Origin of the sequence: Pseudomonas sp. GL-R-26 (genome assembly GCF_019947365.1) — a bacterium.
Classification (GTDB): domain Bacteria; phylum Pseudomonadota; class Gammaproteobacteria; order Pseudomonadales; family Pseudomonadaceae; genus Aquipseudomonas.
Genome location: NZ_JAGYGI010000013.1, coordinates 81,003 through 97,252 on the forward strand (window position 1 = coordinate 81,003; position 16,250 = coordinate 97,252).

Sequence of the window (16,250 nt, forward strand, 5' to 3'; positions counted from 1 at the left end):
ACATTCGGTTTACGCTTAAATCAGCGAGAACTCTGTCGAGTCCAGGCAATTCGGGTCCATCCAGGCCCGATTAACCTTTGGCGAGCAATTCACGGCCCTTGGCCAAATAAGCTTCCATCTCGTCGCAAGGCACCATATTGCCGCCCGTTGCCCACACCAGATGGGTGGCTTGCATCATGGCCTGGCTGTCCAGGCGCGCGCGCGCCAAGTAGCCCTGCTGGTCGGCCAGGACTCTGGCAATGCCGGGCACGCCGGCGAGCGCGGATGGCTCGAGGCGCACACCTTCGCTGCGCTCCATCAGTGCCAGCAAACTGTACATTTCCTCGTCGCTGACCGTGTAGAAACCATCAAGCAAGCGCTGCATGGCCTTGCCGACAAAACCTGAAGCGCGTCCGACGGCGAGGCCGTCAGCAGCCGTCACGTTGTCAATGCCGAAGTCTTGCACGCTCACTTCGTCGTGCAGGCCGGTGTAGACGCCCAGCATCATGCACGGCGAGTGTGTGGGCTCGGCGAAGATGCAATGGACAGCATCGCCGAAGGCTAGCTTCAGGCCGAAGGCCACGCCGCCAGGCGCGCCACCCACCCCACAGGGCAGATAAACAAACAATGGATGTTGCGCATCCACAGTGATGTCAGCCACTGCCAATTGCTTTTTCAGGCGCTCGGCAGCCACCGAGTAGCCGAGGAACAAGTTGACCGAGTTTTCATCGTCCACAAAATGGCAGGCTGGATCGGACTCCGCTTGTTGGCGGCCTTGCGCAACGGCCACGCTGTAATCGGAGGAATACTCAATAACGGTAACGCCGTGTGAGCGTAACTTGTCTTTCTTCCATTGCCGCGCATCCGCCGACATATGCACGGTCACCTGGAAACCCAATGCCGCCCCCATGATACCGATGGACATTCCAAGGTTGCCGGTCGAGCCGACCGCTATTTTGTATTGGCCGAAAAAGGCACGGGCCTTATCGCTGTCCAGCACTGCGTAGTCGTCGTCAACCGTCAACAGATTCGCGGCCAACGCCAGGTCTTCGGCATGCTTGAGTACTTCATAGATTCCACCGCGCGCCTTGATGGAACCCGAAATCGGCAGATGGCTGTCCCGTTTGAGCCACAGCGCCCCTTCCAACGCCTGACCGTATCGCTCGCCGAGCAATTGCTGCAGGTGTGGCACGGGCAGAATGTCCGATTCGATAATGCCGCCACTGCTTTCCGTTTCCGGAAATGCACGCCGCAGGTAAGAAGCAAAACGCGTCAGTCGCGCGCTGGCATCGGCGACGTCTGCGGCCGTCAACCCCACATCGCCAATCGATTCCGCGACCGGCGCCACGGCAGGGTTGAACCAAGTGGTTTCTTGCAGCGTGACCAGATCGCGAATCAAAGGATAACTGGAGTACCAGCTTTCAAGGGGTCTTCCCAAAATCATGACGTGGTCCCTTTAAATAATCAGGATGAAAATACGGGTGAGATCAAACAAATTGCGACAGCAGCAGGGTCAGCCCCAGCGCAATCAATGAAGCCAACACGGTGGCCGAGGTGAACTTCTTCAACGCCTCGGCGAGCGAGACACCCAGGTACTCCTTGACCACCCAGAAGGCAGAGTCCGTCACATGGGTCCAGCCAATGGCGCCGGCACCGATGGCAATACAGATAATTTCTTTACTTACGGTTGGATGAGCACTCAGCATCGGCATCACCATGCCGGCGGCGCTGATCATTGCCACCGTCGCTGAACCGACCGCGAAATGCATCAACCCGGCCACCAACCACGCCAGGACGATGGGATTCATGTTCAATTGCGTCAACGAACCGGACAGCGCGTTACCCACACCGCTGTCGACCAGGATGCCGTTGAATGCCCCACCGGCACCGATAATCAGCAGAATGCTGGCCAGCGGAGGAAAGCTCTTCTGAGTGTGCGCGAGCAAGTCAGGCATTGATAAACCGCGGCGCAAACCCAACGCCCAGTAAGCGAACACCACAGCAATGAACAGTGCTATCAGCGGCGTCCCCAGAAACGAAACGATGCTGAAGAGCACGGAGTCATGGGGCAGTCCGGCTGCAAGACTTTTGCCGACCATCAGCAGAAGTGGCAACAGGATGGTCATCAGCGTCAAGCCAAGGCCTGGCAAGTCCCGGGTCGCGCTGTCAACGCAATGTTCGTCCAGAAAAGCTTCTTGAGCGTCGGGCGCTTCACTCTTGCAGACCAGCTTGATCCACAGCGGCCCGGCAATGATGGCGGTAGGCAGCGCGATAATGAGGCCATACACAATCACCTTGCCGACATCGGCTCCCAGCAGCCCGGTGATGGCCATGGCGGCAGGATGCGGGGGCAACATGCAATGAACCGCCATTAGCGACACCGCCAAGGGCACGCCCAGGTATAGAAGGTTGATCCGGGTCTCTTTGGCGACCACATAGATCAGGGGAATCAGCAGAACGAATCCAACCTCGAAGAACACAGGTATGCCCGCGATAAACCCAACAAGCATCATGGCCCATGAGGCGCGCTCTTTACCCAAGGCGCTCAATAGCGTCTGGGCAATGCGCTCCGCGCCACCGGACTCTTCCAGCATCTTGCCGAGTATGCCGCCAAGGCCAATGATCGTTGCCAGGAACCCGAGTGTTCCACCGACACCTTTTTCATAGGAAGAGGCCATTTGCGCCAGTGGCATGCCTGAACCGATACCCACCACAAAGCTCGCTGCGGTCAAGGCCAGGAATGCATGGACACGCACTTTGACGATTAGAAAAACGATCAGAATGATGGCGCAAAACAACACCAGCAAAAGAGTGGGACCACTGTGCATACAATCTCCTGAAGAGCTTTTATTGTTGAAATGAGTGATCTGGGTCACTCAGCTTTTCGGCATTAGAGAGCGCTACACCTGGACCTGACAAAGGATGGATTTTCAAGGGATGGATGACATGAGGTCATCTATGGTGAGTGCATGGCGTGAAGTGATGAAAGTTCGAGCCTGCTGTCCCATCACACCTCAAGCCAGACCTTACGATTTACGAAAGTCGGCAATGGTTTTGAGAGCGGGAGCCAAACACCCCGTCAGCCACATCAACTCGATGTTTGCGCCCGACCTCATGCTTAAGCCGGCGGCTGGACTGAGTTCGATTGAGATAGCCGTAGATATAGAACTTCAGCAAGACTGCTGTGCGATAGACCGGATGACCTGTTGCGGCAGGTTCGACGCCCTCAAACCCAAGTCCCCCCCACGCCGAATTCATCGACAAAAATGTCGCCCCCCTCGCACTGGATTTTCCTCGGCTAAATGAGCGAGTGCTGAAGAACATCGGATAGTGGAATGCAAAGCGGCCGGCATGACTCGGTACAAGGCCAGCAAGCACCTCGGAATCCTTCAGCTGCAAGGATCATGGCGCCGATGCCGGAGCGATATCACCAACGCTACGAGCAATGAACCACTCGAACAGTCACGCCAACGCCGGCGGCCAGGTAGCCGTGTGCGTCACAGGCGAAGTCACCCACACTACAAGGCAATCGGGAACAGCAAGGCGGTCACCGTCGTTCGCTGGATCGGGATGCGGATTCTGCGACAGCTTTGATCCTACCTAACACCAGCCCATCGCACGGTTTTAAGGTCGATCTTGGGGCTTACACGTCCGACAACGTATTGCCCCTGAATCCACATCTGCGTCCTGTCTACATCGATTCGATAATGATTTTTCGCCGAAAGAGCCAAAACCTCACCGGTGATTTCGTAGCGACCACATTCCCGGCAAGCCACTGCTCGACCACCATCCTCAGTAGCACGGATATTAGCTTCGTCCCCACAAACTAAACACTTCATGTCCAGCCCTCCCAGTTCGTAAACATTCAACTGTAGCTGATCACAAACAACCTTCACCGCTCGGGCATGCCCCGGCCAAGGACGCCCCATGCCCACAGAAAACAAACCGGCCGAGCCGATTCCGAGCTTGGCGAGCGGCGCCGACCTCAATGCAGCGACCTGGACCGACTTCGTAGAACGCCTGCGCTACGACTGCAAAGGCCCGCGGGTCGACGACCATTGCACCAGCGGCGCAATCTTCATTGTTGAAGAACGCAAGATCATCTGCGGCCTGGATACCGACTACACCGACAAAAAGCTGGTGTATTTCAACAGTGGCGAATCGGTCTGCTACAGCCCTACCGAGTACTGGCAGAACTGTGACCGCGACCAGAAACGCAAGCTAAACCAGTTGATGCAGGACGAGTGCGGCGTGCAGTTCATGAAAGCTCGTGAATGGCAGCAATGGGACGTGTTGGACGGGCTGCCCGAGCACACTGTCACCGGTTGGGTCGACCACTGGGATTATGTCAACGCGCACTTCACCCATGCCGCTGCCGAAGCCTTTATCCAGCGCAAGAAATACGACTATCGCGACGGCCTGCGCATCTACGTCGACAGTCAGTACTGGTGCTGGGAATTCGAGGCGATCAAAGCGGCGATCCTCGACGGCACGCTGACATATGATGCGTCACCATCATATTGTCCACCCAAGGGGTGACAGTTAAAAAATTCAGGTCATCCTCTATGGCTTTTGGCCATTAAGGATTTTTTCGTGATCACGTTAGGAATGAATAAAGGATTGATGCTGAGTATCAGCATTGCAGCTTTGCTATCCGGTTGTGCTACTACGCCTAAACCAATCATGCCAAATTCCGTGTATGACGATTTTGCTAGGGGATATGCGGTTGTCCAGATTTGTGGCATCTCAGGTCAGATGTCACCTGATACAGCTTTATGGGCAAAGCGAATGCTCAATAGCAGGGCTGGATCATATAGCTTTGACCCCGCCTTTTTGGAGAGTAGATATCAGGCAATATATCATCCAGGCCTAACAACGCCACCAGCAGAGGTCTGTAATCAATACGCTATGGCGTCGGAGGAATATAAACAAGTGGTACAAGCGAACAACGCCCAAGTTGAGGCTAATACACGCGCTATTCAGACTCAGATACAAAACAATAGGCCTGTTAATACCTACTGCAACAAGATAGGGACGCAGACCTTATGCAACTCTTACTAAGCAAAGCAAATGCAAGGGCAGGCAACTAGATCGTCGCGGAAAGTCGTTGATGCGGCACAGGAAAGAATCAGTGAGCTGAGCGAGGCCTCCGTGACTGCAGCTCTACGATCTTCAGTTGCGTCTCGCAGTGCATGATCAGCGGATTGATGAGCTGACCGCGCAAGACCATGTCGGTGCTCCCAACGAAATGGTCGTGCAGCGCCAAGTCGAGCTGGTAGTACTGTCTGAGCGCAAGAGTGAATCGACGCGCGGAAACGGCTGGAAGGCCTGCATCGACGAAGTTTGCAAACTCAACACCCCTCTGTAACTCCCTCCCCCTTCAAAGTCAGCCGCTATAGCGGCAAGGACGAAGTCATGCCTGAAGAAAATGTTTTGCCCGCCGTCTCGGCCCGCATTGAATACGCCTATTCCAACAATGGTGAGGAATGGACTGCTGACTGGTGTTCGTTCCTCAGTCAAAACGAGGAGCTCGCACCTGGTGCTGAGTGCCAACGAGGCGAAGTCCACTATGCAGATCCTGCCGAGTTCGTCGATTCGGACGCTGTGATTGATGCCATGGCAAATAACGCAGCATCGAGCGACCTCGGCGAATGGGCCGATGACTTTCCGAACGTCAGCGCCGATGCCAAGCAAGAACTGGAAGACCTTCTCAACGCCTGGGCTCGCAAAAACTGCGACTGCACGTTCTACCGCGTCAAGAACATCGAGACGTTCACGATCAGCGCTGAAGACCTGGATCAGGAAACAGCGACGCCATGATCATTCCTATAGCTGCGCCACTTTACATGCTCTGGCTCATCTACAAGGGGCCGCATCGGTAAGGGTTCACCCCGCCAGCCACCTCAGGGGAGAAAGCGTGTACGCCGCTGGCGAGGCGAACCGCTAAATCTTAGTTCACCTTCTTAGCCTGCCTGACTTCCCTCATCTGATTTCACAATCCACCTACCGGCCTGCCGATGAACGGCGGGCGACGGTGGCATTCGCCTAAGGAATCCCACCATGGGTAACGCAACAGCAGTAAAGACTTCAAGCATCCCGCCGAGGTTCATCCGGTTCATGGATGCACCAGGCTATCTCGGCATGTGCCGGGACGAATTCAACAAAACAGTCAGGCCGAACGTACGTGAATTCCCTATCGGAAAACAGGGCGTGGCGTTTGATCGTATCGAGCTGGATGAGTGGGCAGACGCCTACATCGAGAGCAAGTCGATTGAAAAGACCGTGAATCAGGACAACAATCGCCCTCGCAGCGAGCGCCAGGGTGAAGCCAAAGGAGGTAAACCATGGCGAGAAAAGCGATCTCTGGCCTCTACCAGAAAAGTGGAGTCTGGCAAATCGACAAAGTGTTCCGAGGCGAGCGCCTTCGAGAGAGCACTGGAACAGGTGACCGGCAAGAAGCCGAGCAGTACCTGATTCATCGGCTGGAGCAGCTTCGACAGCAGAAGGTATACGGCGTACGCCGCACTCGAACCTGGGAGGAAGCGGCGACTCGGTTCCTGATAGAGAGCAAGGATCAGCCCTCTATCAAGCTGACGGCGCATCACCTGAAGCAGCTCCACCCATACCTCAAGGATCTGCCATTGACGCACATCGATGACCAGGCACTTGAGCCGTTCGTGAGAGATCGTTTGAAGGGAATGGTGTTGCCAGGCGGGAAGCAGTTGAAGCCGGTAGCGCCTCGCACGATCAACATCTCGATCGAGCGGGTAATACGGGTTCTTTCGCTTTGTGCAAGGAAGTGGCGGGATGAAGAGCGCAGGCCCTGGCTTGATTCGGTGCCAATGCTGGCCAAGCTGGATCTAAAGAAAAAGGTTCGTGAGCCCTACCCCATGACATGGGAAGAGCAATCGATCCTTTTCGGAGAATTGCCGGCGCACCTGCAGACGATGGCCCTGTTCAAGGTGAACACGGGTTGCCGCGAGCAGGAGGTTTGCAAATTGAGATGGGATTGGGAAATCTCGGTACCGGAACTGGGCACCAGCGTATTCCTGATACCGTCCGACTTTGGCGGCCGAAACGAGCGGTCAGGTGTGAAAAGTGGTGATGAGCGACTGGTCGTGCTGAATAGCGTGGCGAAATCGATCATCGACAGACAGCGCGGTCAGAGCAAGGACTGGGTGTTTCCTTTCAATGGCAACGCGATGCACCGCATGAATGATTCAGCCTGGAAGAAAGCGCGGGTGAGAGCGGCGAAACTCTGGCAGGAGGAAAACCTTCGCCCCGCTCACCCTGGAAACGCATCCATCAGGGTGCATGACTTGAAACATACGTTTGGCCGTCGCCTTCGGGCGGCAGGTGTCACACAGGTAGACCGAAAGGCCTTGCTAGGGCACAAGAACGGCAGCATCACAAGTCACTACTCGGGCGCTGCGCTCGGGCATCTGATTGAAGCTGCAAATATGGTATCAGCAACTGATTCGCGGGGGCCGGTGCTGACGATCTTGAAGAGGAAAGCTGGATGAAGTCCCGAAAAACTCCCCACCAATGAAAAAGCCCAACGGGCTAAAGTTTTGCTAAGTCATTGAAAAATATGGTCGGAACGGAGTGATTCGAACACTCGCCCCCTAGCACCCCATCTCCTTTTTCGTGCCTCTTGAAAGATTTAAAAATTTCACCCTGGACTCTACGAAGCTAGTATTTACTTGGCCTATGGCGTGCTGGGCCTCCTGGTGATGATTGCCCGGGTAGTGCTTCAGCCGAATTTGGCCAAATGAGCAGCGTCACCCGGCTACATCACGCATTGCCACTGAGCCGAGCCATCAACAAGGCCATCACTGATCTGGATAGCGCCATTGTCAATGCGATCGATGCCGCAAAGGCTGCTGGTCTGCCTCAGGGCCTGGTCGTATCTCTCTTGCACGGGCACGCCCAGGTACAGACCAACATCATGGTGAGCTGAACTGTTCAATGCTCTGGATTGATCTGTCAGTACCAGCTACTTTGAGATTTCACGCAAGGAGTTCGGACATGGCAGATAAATATGTTGGAAAAATAGTTGGGGTTGGCACGGATAACTTGCACTACGTGATTAACATCTATCAGGACGAGACCATTGAGCGCTCGCCAAACGGCATGGTTCGACATGAAGGCCTGAAGCATTTCGAAATGCAATCTGGTGGTGACGTGAAAAAGATTTCTGAGACTGAGTACGAGATTGTGGCTACGGGAGTGAGGGTGACCGTGCATGATGCTCAAAGCTAAGAAAGTCTGTCTGTCATGTGAGCACTTGAATGAGAGTGCCGCATGGTAGGTCGAAGCAATCTCCCGTTCGCCACCATATGAAAACAAGTGTGGCCAAGGGGGATCGGCTCTGAGGATTCGCCTAAACCTTTGCCTCAAACCGCTGTGTTAATTCTTAACCTGCGGGGAATGAGCGAGCTGGAATTCAGATTTTCTGCGGATAACTCCGTCGACCATGGTTATCATCTCTGCACCGTCAGCAGAGGTGAAGAAATGACATCTGAGATTGAAAGAACCGCCCAATACTCCATCGACTATTTAGAGTCTTTCCTTTCACCGGTAGGACGGGGCGTGGGTACGTCGGACAGTCTGCCATTTGAGATTGAATCGGAGAGTGGTCAAAGAGCTGCCTTCGAAACCATTCGCAAGCACTTTGAGATCCACCACCCTTGGCTGAGTTTAAGGCTCGCTGAAAAAGGTCGATTCGGATTTTCAGGCATAAGGCCTTAAACCTTTAACACTGAATGAAACCTCGCCATCGAGCGGTTTTTTTTGTATCTGCATGCAGGGCCTGCATCCTCGTCTCTGTGAGACAACGCTAAGCTGCTCCGTGAACGTGTCGTTGTTTCGTGATCGTTGACTGAGGGAAAGGATCTGCATATACAGTCCGTTCTTTCATTTTTGTTTCGGTAAGTCATGAGCGAAGAACGAGATATTCCCGAGCCTGAGCACGACCACCTGCTCGATCATGAATTCCATGATGACGAGTCATGGGTTGAAGAAGACGCTCAGGCAATTGTTGACGAAGAAGATGATGACGTTGATTTTCTTGATCAGATAGATCAAGACGACTGACACGGAAAAATTTAACACCCAAAAGGTCCGCCCCTTCGCACGGGCCTACATGCTTTGAATCAAGCCCTGGCAGCCGCCGGTTTTTTTTATGCCAACGATTTACACAGGCCTCGTCAATGACGGGGCTTTTTCATATCTGCAGGCAGGGCCTGCAAATAGTCTCTGGGAGACAACCAATGCTGAAGTTCCAACTGGACAGCCTGGACGGTGTCGATGAATCCGTGCGCGCTCTTTACGCCGTGGGTGTCTGGAATCAGCAGAGGGCAGCATGAGGCGCATCAACAACCAGGTGCGCCAGCGCCGACGACAGACATGGCTGGATCTACCGGCCCACGGAAATGAAGAGGCAGGCCATGGCTCAGGAACAGCAACCGACGGCGGAAGCCATCAAGCAACGCCGGAAGCGCGAGAAGGAAGCGGCCAAGAATGCCGCACTGGGCATCGAGAAGTTCACGGTTGAGGTGGCCGGGGTTTTCAAACCCGATCTCAAGCGCGTGATGAAAGAGCACGGCATCAACAACCAACAGGACATTCACCAGCGGCTGTTGATCAACCTGATCAACGCAGACTTCGATACCGCGGCGTGGATGCTTCGCAATGTCACGACACCCTACGAGCCAAGCGAAAATGTGTCGCGAGCGTTTCACGATCAGAGCTTTGCCGAGCTAGAACTGGAGCCGGGAGACGAGATTATCCCCCCAACCTTATCGATAATTTGAGAAACCAAGTCAACTGAAGCCTATCGTGCTTCATGATTGATGTTGCAAAAAAAATCTAATTAGGTACCAAATTGAAACTAGTGATAGGGCAATTGGGAGTGCAACCTCAATTAGTAAAACACGAGCATTCTGCGATTTCAAAAGCAATTCAAATCGCTTATCAAATCGTTCAAGTGAAAAAGGAATACGAGTATTGGCGATTACATCTTCAGTAGAAGCCAGGGAGTGCTTAATTTGCTGCAAAGAGCTACTCACTTCCTGTATTGATCGACTAACTGTACCTCCTACTGTCCCGTCAACTTTCTCCAAATGCTCAACATGGCCATTTAGCCCTTCAATACTTTTTTCGACTCTACGAAGCAAATCGCTATACGCAGTCATTGAGCGCGCTTCCTGAAGCCACCACGTATACAAAGTCGACTGCTTTGGGTCATCAGGGTAATCGGCTCCAGTAGCACCAAGCTTAGCACCGGTGACAAACGCAAGCTTAGTTCCTGTTACACGCACTGACCATTCGGAGTATAGTTCATAGCAATACCATAAGTAATGACAGAGGTTATAACAAAGCACCAAAGCTAACCCAACCATCAACTTGAAAGAAGTTACACCTTTAAGGGCAACTCCGAAAATCGAGACTTCGGAGCTTGGCTCAATTCCGCCAAGGATAAGAACCAGTACGACCATGCTTGCCAAGAGGAGATTTCGTCGAATTTTTGAGGCAACGTCGGAAATATCAAAGCCAACCGGCTCGCCTAAAGCCTTTTCAAGTTCATTTTGCGTCGGATGCTGCCTCAAGAGAACCACCTTCCTTGTTCGGACCAGAAGCTGTAATACCCCACAACAACTCAAATTGCCACTGTCGCATCCGGTCACGGAGGGCGGCGCCTGACAGGAGTATCGGCCTTGAAGATTCAGATCAAAGAGCTATACCGCTGCGGTGAGTGCCGCGAGATTCACGACGATGAGGATGGGGCCAGGGAGTGCTGCATGCCAGTGGTGACGACCCTTTATGTCTGCCCGGTCTGCGCGGCCCACCACGACGACGAGGATGCGGCGATCGTGTGTTGCGGCATCGAAGGCATCAACTGTCCACAGTGCCGCCGAGATTACAGCTCAACTTCGATTCATTATTCCGCCATCAAGATCACCGGGCACTGCAACACCTGCAACCCGTTATTCACCATTGACCAGCAGCAAGCCATTCAGGACCTGCACTACCAGCAGACTGGCAAGCGCGAACACTTGCACGACTGAGGCAAAAACATGACCCCCGCAATTCGAAAGCCCGAACGGGCTATGGCGGCGACTGGGCTATGCCATTGAGCGAGGCCCGCGCGGCGAACGCACAATTCGCCGGCCAGACGGTTCAACAGTAAGCATCGATACCGAGCATGGTCACCACACCGGCGAAGTGGTCGCAGCCAGGCAAGAGCTCGCGCGCTTGCCGCATGGTGAAAGCGAGTGCAAGGCCGCACAGATCGACATCTTCGCCTGACCCGACTTAATCGTTAATGCTTCAGCACTAACTCGCCATCTTCTGTAGCTTCCACCAACTCTTCATTAATGAATTTACTAGCGGCCTTGCGCGCATCTTCGAGCGATCTAAATGTCTGGTCATTCAGTACGCGATGCACAATTACTGGGGACTCTTCATCCCGAGTAAGCAGGCGCACCTCTGCATAAGCCAACCCACCATCCTCGGTTGCTTCAGCTAAAGCAATAAAGTGCTCGAGTGATTTACCAACCATTTCCCGCTCCAATTCAGTTTTTGAGCTGAACAAATACCCCACTTAAACGAATCACGCCAGCCAGAGAGGCAGGCGCCTGACTGGAGATAGCGCATGAGCAGCTACCACTACAAAACCACTTCACCTTCCGCCCTGGCTGCTGTCTCCGACTGGGAAGCCAAGAAAGCGGACTTCGACGCTAAACGGGAAAAACTCAATGACGTGTTCGGCGGCCCTGGCTCTCCGATGTACTCAGGCAGTGACAGCTATGTCGGAGGCGTGAAGATCAGCGAAAGCCGGGATCTGGACGTTCATTGGCGGCGCCCGGACGAATACGGCTACCGCGCCCTGCGACATGCAGACAAGCCTGAGAAAGGCGCCACGAAAGAAGCGCGAGCGGCGTACAAGGCTGAACACGAACACCTGGCTGCACTGTGGCAAGAGCACTGCCCTGATCGCATCAGCAAGGATGACGTATGGAAAGCGCTCGGCGTGGACTGGGGCAGTGTGTGGTTGAGCGGCGGCGTGTTCTTCAAGCACGAAGACGCCGTTTATCTCAACCTCGGGTTCCAGCTAAAGGAAGGCGGCGAGCACATCGAAGGCGCCGCCGAGATTGTGGCAAGCGAGTTTGAAGCTGCGCGGCAGCATGTGCTCGAGCTGCGCAAGGCCGCCTGACCCGCCCTCACATATTGTGCTGATGTCATGGGCTTAGCATGCTGGCAGCAATCTGCAACAAGACCGTAGCCGCCGCAGCAAATGCAGCCCAACTGTTCCATTTTGACTGTAATCGCAGCGTTCCAAAAAGCTCACCGCCATCGATCACGGCGCACTTCCAATAGTCGCCATCTGGCTTGCCTTTGAACTCGGGCGGTACAGGTGCTTTGACAACTGCGGCGACCACCCAAAACACCGCCGAAAGCAACCCAGCCACGAGTGATGCGACATTCGCCACTTGCGCGTAGTCCACAGAATCTCCTTGATCCGGCGCCATGCCGGGCCGAACACCAATACCCCACTTCAACGAATCACGCCAGCCGGACTATTTGTATTTGCTGTTGGCAGACATCAATCCTCTCGATGCAGCTTCACACCATCTACCGTCTCAATCACACCGCGCTTAAGTGTAATAGTTTGGGATGCATAGTGCTCAACGGGCACAATTGACGTGATATCACTTAAATCACCTAAATCGAGCTCCAACGCACCTTTGGAATTCAATATTTCAGAATCTGCGCCAAGACAGAACCTATATTCACGCTGCCATTGATACTCCAAATCCTTTCTGAACAGCCCCACAACACCATTGTGAGTGTTCATATCTACGTAGTCTACTTGCCCAAAACCACCTTCAAAAAAAGGCGAACTAAACAGGTGAGGATTAGAGGTAATTGCAGCACTCAATCTCCTTGAAAATTCTTTATTATTTTTTACAACCAGAACATGGTTTCCAAATTCAACGAAACGGTTGCTCAGCGTGACCGATCCTTGCTGCTCCCCGTACATAGTGCCGTCTAGACCATCAGCTAAAGCGGCCATGCAAAAAATAAAAATATTAGACGGCTTAGGTAAATCAACTCGCAACACGGCGTCGGGGCCAAGTGAAATTTGCTCCCCATTGATTTCTACAAAAAACTCACCAACCTGCTTGCCGCCTAGCTGACTATGAAATTTTAAATAATTTTTCTCTAAGACATCCCTTCTTAATGCAGTGGTCTCTTCACCTTTCATCCCTGAAAAAAACTCCACACTATTCATGTACATCTTCCCTTTCTGAAAGTCTTTCAGATGGGAAAGTGAATCAGCCCGAAAGAGTTGCCAACACTGACGGTTTGGGCTCCGATCTGGGAACGCGTCCGTACTAATAGAACCAGAAAACCCCATAACACCTCCCACGAAAACATTCGCAATCGTTTCACTTTTTAATCCGGCATCAGGCCGGGCTATCAATCAATAGCTCAACTCAACGAATCACGCCAGCCGGCGAGGATCTAATTACTTAAGAAGCCTCCCAAATATCTTTAAAAATAGAAATTTTCTATTTATACCCAAGTCTTCTTTTGTATGAGCCCAAGCCGTTTCTAGCTCCTCCCTAACCAAATTCTGAAACCTGGTCACATCATCCAGCACTTCTTGATGTTTTGGATCCCTAAAATCTATTACCAACACCTTACGAACGATTTTATTTCCTAGCGCTCTTATTTGATCCGAGTGTTCATCATCACGACTCAGAAGAAGCTCAACTCTAGATAACACCTGTAACATTCTTGAAGAATAATCGTAGTATTCGTCTGTGACCTTAAAGTCTTTCTTCTTCACTATCGCATTACTTAACACCCTCATTACCATAACTAATTCCGAGGCCGCCGCACGCAACTCAGACATCCAATGATTACGAAAATTACTTATATTCCCCTGAATTTGGTTTTGTTGCACCCGAACAGTCAACCATGCAACGAGTAAAGCTACTACTACACCCGCCCCACTAGGAATGATCGCTGGCCAATCTGTATCCGTATCAACATGAACAACGATTGGTGATTCGCTTGTGCCTAAATAGTTTTTTTCAACCTGATGTATCAGAACACCTTTTCCTTCGTATCGGATTTCTCCGACTCTCAGTTCAAATCCATCCATACGGCCGCCCATGCGTAAATATAGCGAGTGTAACCAAATGGCCATTACTTACGGAAGCGTTTGCAGCGGCATCGAGGCTGCGACCATGGCTTGGCACCCGCTGGGAATGCGCGCCACTTGGTTCGCAGAGATCGAAGCCTTCCCTAGCGCGGTGCTGGCTCACCGCTACCCGAACACACCGAACCTCGGCGACATGACCAAACTCGGCGCGCAGGTGCTGGCCGGCAAGATCGCCGCGCCGGACGTCCTCGTCGGCGGAACACCGTGCCAGGCTTTCAGCGTCGCTGGTATGCGCGAAGGCCTGGCCGACCCGCGCGGCGCCCTCACCATCAAATACGTGGAGCTTGCAGATGCAGTTGACTATGTTCGCGCCGGCCAGCGAAAGCCCGCCTGCGTTCTCACTAGGGAAAACGTCCCCGGCGTCTTCAGCGACAAAGGGAACGCCTTCGGATGCTTTCTTGGCGCGCTTGCTGGGGAAGACTGCGAACTGCAGCCTTCAGGGAAAAGGTGGCCGGACGCTGGTTGTGTGTATGGACCCAAAAGAACAATCGCGTGGCGGGTCCTGGACGCCCAATATTTCGGCTTGGCCCAACGACGCCGCCGTGTGTTCGTTGTCGCAAGTGCTCGAGACGGATTCGATCCCACCGAGGTACTTTTTGAGCGAGAAGGCGTGCGCCGGGATACTGCGCCGCGCCGAGGCGAGGGGCAAGACGTTACCGGAACAGCTCCTTTCGGCCCTGCGCTCCAGTGCGGATGCGGATGCGGATGCATCTTTGGCGAAGACCTCGGACCGTACGGCTGCGTAAACTGTGAGGGTGATGAAGGACCGGCGGTGAGTATGTTCGGCGGGATATCGGCGTTCGGCGGTCACGGACTCAGTGGCTCGATCGAGAAATCCGCAACGCTCACCGCAAAAGACAGCCGACTCGATATCGAAACCGAGACATTCTTTATCGCACCAACACTCGCTGGCGGCGGGCGTAAGTCCGGAGGGTACTCGCTCGACGACATCTCCATCACCGCCCCAGCACTTCGAGCCCAGGAGCAGAGCAGTCATCGCGCCGACTCCGAGGCCTTCATTGTGGCCGGCACACTCAATGCCAACGGCAAGGCGGCCGGCAGCGCAACTCAGCAAGATGCGGAATCTGGCCTATTGGTAGTGCACGGCACTCAAGACCCCGGCGTTAGCAACTCGACGGCCTTCGCGCTCGGTCGCAACAATGGCCAGGAAAACGCCGTTCTCGCCTTCAGTTGCAAGGACCACGGCGCCGACGCCGGGGCGATATCGCCAACGCTTCGAGCCATGAACCACTCCGGAAGTCACGCGAACGCCGGCGGCCAGGTTGCCGTGTGCATCACAGGCGAAGTAACCCACACCCTGAAGGCTGATGGCTTCGACGGCAGCGAGGACGGCATGGGTCGTGGCCAGCCCATAACACTTGGGGCTTCCGGAGTTCGGCGACTTCTCCCGCGCGAGTGCGAACGCCTCCAGGGCATGCCCGATGACTACACGCTGATCCTTGGCGCGGCAAACCTGCCAGTGAATGTCCGGACGGACCTCGCTACAAGGCGATCGGGAACAGCAAGGCGGTCACCGTCGTTCGCTGGATCGGGATGCGGATCCTTAAACAACTCAATTCGGAACGTTAAGTAACTCTTGATCATCGGAAGTAAGGGTTGGCTCTAAATCCTGAGGGCGGTTTGGATCCTGCGGTTCTCGCTTTTTCAGTTCGCGCAATTCTTCGAGGCGTTCTCTGGACCGGTCAATATTAAAGATCTTGCCTTCGGCCAAAGTATCGAGAGTGGAAGAAATCCGAAAAAAACCACCGCATGGCAGGCAATGGAAGCGAAGACCTCCTCCAAACGATTTATCTTCAGCCGCTTCTTCGTTTCCGCAAATTGTACAGGCCATAACACAACTCCTTTTTGTTGGTCGCTCAACTGTAGCTGATCCCTCACCACCCTCCACCGCCCGGGCATGCCCCGGCACAGGACGTCCCTGGCCTACAGAATAAATCTCCTTGAGGTGCCAGCGCGTCTATTAAAAAAGAGGTGATCCGTCCATCCAACATCAATAGCAAAATGCCATACCTCG

21 protein-coding genes and 1 pseudogene are annotated in these 16,250 nt (G+C 53.8%); 13 read left to right on the forward strand and 9 right to left on the reverse strand.

Going from position 1 to position 16,250, the window contains the following annotated elements:
* Positions 1-70: 70 nt before the first annotated feature.
* From dsdA to KGA96_RS15370, 3 genes and pseudogenes are all read right to left on the reverse strand, one after another.
* Positions 71-1,423, reverse strand: coding sequence for a D-serine ammonia-lyase (gene dsdA / locus KGA96_RS15360; RefSeq protein WP_223464807.1), 1,353 nt, complete (start codon positions 1,421-1,423; stop codon positions 71-73).
* Positions 1,424-1,466: 43 nt separating this feature from the next.
* Positions 1,467-2,807, reverse strand: coding sequence for a gluconate:H+ symporter (locus KGA96_RS15365; RefSeq protein WP_223464813.1), 1,341 nt, complete (start codon positions 2,805-2,807; stop codon positions 1,467-1,469).
* 204 nt (positions 2,808-3,011) lie between these two features.
* Positions 3,012-3,332: pseudogene (locus KGA96_RS15370) on the reverse strand (transposase); the annotation flags it as partial.
* Positions 3,333-3,906: 574 nt separating this feature from the next.
* Here KGA96_RS15370 and KGA96_RS15375 point away from each other — a divergent pair.
* The 10 genes from KGA96_RS15375 to KGA96_RS15420 all read left to right on the forward strand — a co-directional run bounded on the left by KGA96_RS15375 (position 3,907) and on the right by KGA96_RS15420 (position 9,794).
* The gene (locus KGA96_RS15375) at positions 3,907-4,518 is read left to right on the forward strand and encodes a hypothetical protein (protein WP_046038046.1); all 612 of its coding nucleotides are present in this window, start codon (positions 3,907-3,909) and stop codon (positions 4,516-4,518) included.
* Between the two features lie 54 nt (positions 4,519-4,572).
* Positions 4,573-5,040 carry a hypothetical protein gene (locus KGA96_RS15380; RefSeq protein WP_185754734.1) on the forward strand — a complete coding sequence of 156 codons (468 nt, stop codon included), beginning with the start codon at positions 4,573-4,575 and terminating at the stop codon, positions 5,038-5,040.
* Positions 5,041-5,155: 115 nt separating this feature from the next.
* Positions 5,156-5,347 carry a hypothetical protein gene (locus KGA96_RS15385; protein ID WP_223464815.1) on the forward strand — a complete coding sequence of 64 codons (192 nt, stop codon included), beginning with the start codon at positions 5,156-5,158 and terminating at the stop codon, positions 5,345-5,347.
* Positions 5,348-5,394: 47 nt separating this feature from the next.
* Positions 5,395-5,799 (forward strand): hypothetical protein, encoded by a 405-nt coding sequence (locus KGA96_RS15390; protein ID WP_223513457.1) that lies wholly within the window; start codon positions 5,395-5,397, stop codon positions 5,797-5,799.
* 240 nt (positions 5,800-6,039) lie between these two features.
* Positions 6,040-6,453 carry a hypothetical protein gene (locus tag KGA96_RS29750; protein ID WP_223464817.1) on the forward strand — a complete coding sequence of 138 codons (414 nt, stop codon included), beginning with the start codon at positions 6,040-6,042 and terminating at the stop codon, positions 6,451-6,453.
* Positions 6,384-7,502, forward strand: a complete 1,119-nt coding sequence (locus KGA96_RS15400) for a tyrosine-type recombinase/integrase (protein ID WP_223513564.1) — start codon at positions 6,384-6,386, stop codon at positions 7,500-7,502. Before KGA96_RS29750 ends, KGA96_RS15400 begins: the two co-directional genes overlap by 70 nt.
* Positions 7,503-7,750: 248 nt before the next feature.
* On the forward strand, positions 7,751-7,939 hold the full coding sequence (locus KGA96_RS15405) for a hypothetical protein (protein WP_046038048.1): 189 nt from the start codon (positions 7,751-7,753) through the stop codon (positions 7,937-7,939).
* Positions 7,940-8,007: 68 nt separating this feature from the next.
* Positions 8,008-8,241 (forward strand): hypothetical protein, encoded by a 234-nt coding sequence (locus tag KGA96_RS15410; protein ID WP_046038049.1) that lies wholly within the window; start codon positions 8,008-8,010, stop codon positions 8,239-8,241.
* A 675-nt stretch (positions 8,242-8,916) separates the two neighbouring features.
* Positions 8,917-9,075 (forward strand): hypothetical protein, encoded by a 159-nt coding sequence (locus KGA96_RS15415; RefSeq protein ID WP_172435756.1) that lies wholly within the window; start codon positions 8,917-8,919, stop codon positions 9,073-9,075.
* A gap of 353 nt (positions 9,076-9,428) precedes the next feature.
* On the forward strand, positions 9,429-9,794 hold the full coding sequence (locus tag KGA96_RS15420) for a hypothetical protein (RefSeq protein ID WP_223513460.1): 366 nt from the start codon (positions 9,429-9,431) through the stop codon (positions 9,792-9,794).
* A 30-nt stretch (positions 9,795-9,824) separates the two neighbouring features.
* On the opposite strand, the gene KGA96_RS15425 is transcribed toward KGA96_RS15420, so the two are convergent.
* Positions 9,825-10,589 carry a hypothetical protein gene (locus KGA96_RS15425; RefSeq protein ID WP_223513463.1) on the reverse strand — a complete coding sequence of 255 codons (765 nt, stop codon included), beginning with the start codon at positions 10,587-10,589 and terminating at the stop codon, positions 9,825-9,827.
* 108 nt (positions 10,590-10,697) lie between these two features.
* On the opposite strand from KGA96_RS15425, the gene KGA96_RS15430 reads away from it, so the two are divergent.
* The gene (locus KGA96_RS15430) at positions 10,698-11,048 is read left to right on the forward strand and encodes a hypothetical protein (RefSeq protein ID WP_223513466.1); all 351 of its coding nucleotides are present in this window, start codon (positions 10,698-10,700) and stop codon (positions 11,046-11,048) included.
* Positions 11,049-11,302: 254 nt separating this feature from the next.
* Here the strand turns inward: KGA96_RS15430 and KGA96_RS15435 are convergent, their stop codons facing one another.
* Complete coding sequence (locus KGA96_RS15435; protein WP_223513469.1) at positions 11,303-11,542, reverse strand: hypothetical protein; 240 nt, start codon at positions 11,540-11,542, stop codon at positions 11,303-11,305.
* Positions 11,543-11,635: 93 nt separating this feature from the next.
* On the opposite strand from KGA96_RS15435, the gene KGA96_RS15440 reads away from it, so the two are divergent.
* Positions 11,636-12,196 carry a hypothetical protein gene (locus KGA96_RS15440; RefSeq protein ID WP_223513472.1) on the forward strand — a complete coding sequence of 187 codons (561 nt, stop codon included), beginning with the start codon at positions 11,636-11,638 and terminating at the stop codon, positions 12,194-12,196.
* A gap of 25 nt (positions 12,197-12,221) precedes the next feature.
* Here KGA96_RS15440 and KGA96_RS15445 read toward each other — a convergent pair whose 3' ends face one another.
* The 3 genes from KGA96_RS15445 to KGA96_RS15455 all read right to left on the reverse strand — a co-directional run bounded on the left by KGA96_RS15445 (position 12,222) and on the right by KGA96_RS15455 (position 14,155).
* Positions 12,222-12,488 carry a hypothetical protein gene (locus KGA96_RS15445; RefSeq protein ID WP_223513475.1) on the reverse strand — a complete coding sequence of 89 codons (267 nt, stop codon included), beginning with the start codon at positions 12,486-12,488 and terminating at the stop codon, positions 12,222-12,224.
* Positions 12,489-12,586: 98 nt separating this feature from the next.
* A complete protein-coding gene (locus KGA96_RS15450) occupies positions 12,587-13,276 on the reverse strand; it encodes a hypothetical protein (protein WP_223513487.1) in 690 nt (229 codons plus the stop codon).
* Positions 13,277-13,513: 237 nt separating this feature from the next.
* The gene (locus KGA96_RS15455; protein ID WP_223513490.1) at positions 13,514-14,155 is read right to left on the reverse strand and encodes a hypothetical protein; all 642 of its coding nucleotides are present in this window, start codon (positions 14,153-14,155) and stop codon (positions 13,514-13,516) included.
* A 37-nt stretch (positions 14,156-14,192) separates the two neighbouring features.
* Here KGA96_RS15455 and KGA96_RS15460 point away from each other — a divergent pair, with 37 nt between their 5' ends.
* Positions 14,193-15,809, forward strand: coding sequence for a DNA cytosine methyltransferase (locus tag KGA96_RS15460; protein ID WP_223513493.1), 1,617 nt, complete (start codon positions 14,193-14,195; stop codon positions 15,807-15,809).
* Here the strand turns inward: KGA96_RS15460 and KGA96_RS15465 are convergent.
* Complete coding sequence (locus KGA96_RS15465; protein WP_223513497.1) at positions 15,789-16,067, reverse strand: hypothetical protein; 279 nt, start codon at positions 16,065-16,067, stop codon at positions 15,789-15,791. The genes KGA96_RS15460 and KGA96_RS15465 overlap by 21 nt on opposite strands.
* Positions 16,068-16,250: the final 183 nt, after the last annotated feature.

Coding starts and splice junctions, on each gene's coding strand:
- dsdA (WP_223464807.1), bottom strand. CDS start 1,423: ATGATTTTGGGAAGACCCCTTGAAAGCTGGTACTCCAGTTATCCTTTG.
- KGA96_RS15365 (WP_223464813.1), bottom strand. CDS start 2,807: ATGCACAGTGGTCCCACTCTTTTGCTGGTGTTGTTTTGCGCCATCATT.
- KGA96_RS15375 (WP_046038046.1), top strand. CDS start 3,907: ATGCCCACAGAAAACAAACCGGCCGAGCCGATTCCGAGCTTGGCGAGC.
- KGA96_RS15390 (WP_223513457.1), top strand. CDS start 5,395: ATGCCTGAAGAAAATGTTTTGCCCGCCGTCTCGGCCCGCATTGAATAC.
- KGA96_RS29750 (WP_223464817.1), top strand. CDS start 6,040: ATGGGTAACGCAACAGCAGTAAAGACTTCAAGCATCCCGCCGAGGTTC.
- KGA96_RS15405 (WP_046038048.1), top strand. CDS start 7,751: ATGAGCAGCGTCACCCGGCTACATCACGCATTGCCACTGAGCCGAGCC.
- KGA96_RS15410 (WP_046038049.1), top strand. CDS start 8,008: ATGGCAGATAAATATGTTGGAAAAATAGTTGGGGTTGGCACGGATAAC.
- KGA96_RS15415 (WP_172435756.1), top strand. CDS start 8,917: ATGAGCGAAGAACGAGATATTCCCGAGCCTGAGCACGACCACCTGCTC.
- KGA96_RS15420 (WP_223513460.1), top strand. CDS start 9,429: ATGGCTCAGGAACAGCAACCGACGGCGGAAGCCATCAAGCAACGCCGG.
- KGA96_RS15435 (WP_223513469.1), bottom strand. CDS start 11,542: ATGGTTGGTAAATCACTCGAGCACTTTATTGCTTTAGCTGAAGCAACC.
- KGA96_RS15440 (WP_223513472.1), top strand. CDS start 11,636: ATGAGCAGCTACCACTACAAAACCACTTCACCTTCCGCCCTGGCTGCT.
- KGA96_RS15450 (WP_223513487.1), bottom strand. CDS start 13,276: ATGAATAGTGTGGAGTTTTTTTCAGGGATGAAAGGTGAAGAGACCACT.
- KGA96_RS15455 (WP_223513490.1), bottom strand. CDS start 14,155: ATGGATGGATTTGAACTGAGAGTCGGAGAAATCCGATACGAAGGAAAA.
- KGA96_RS15460 (WP_223513493.1), top strand. CDS start 14,193: ATGGCCATTACTTACGGAAGCGTTTGCAGCGGCATCGAGGCTGCGACC.
- KGA96_RS15465 (WP_223513497.1), bottom strand. CDS start 16,067: ATGGCCTGTACAATTTGCGGAAACGAAGAAGCGGCTGAAGATAAATCG.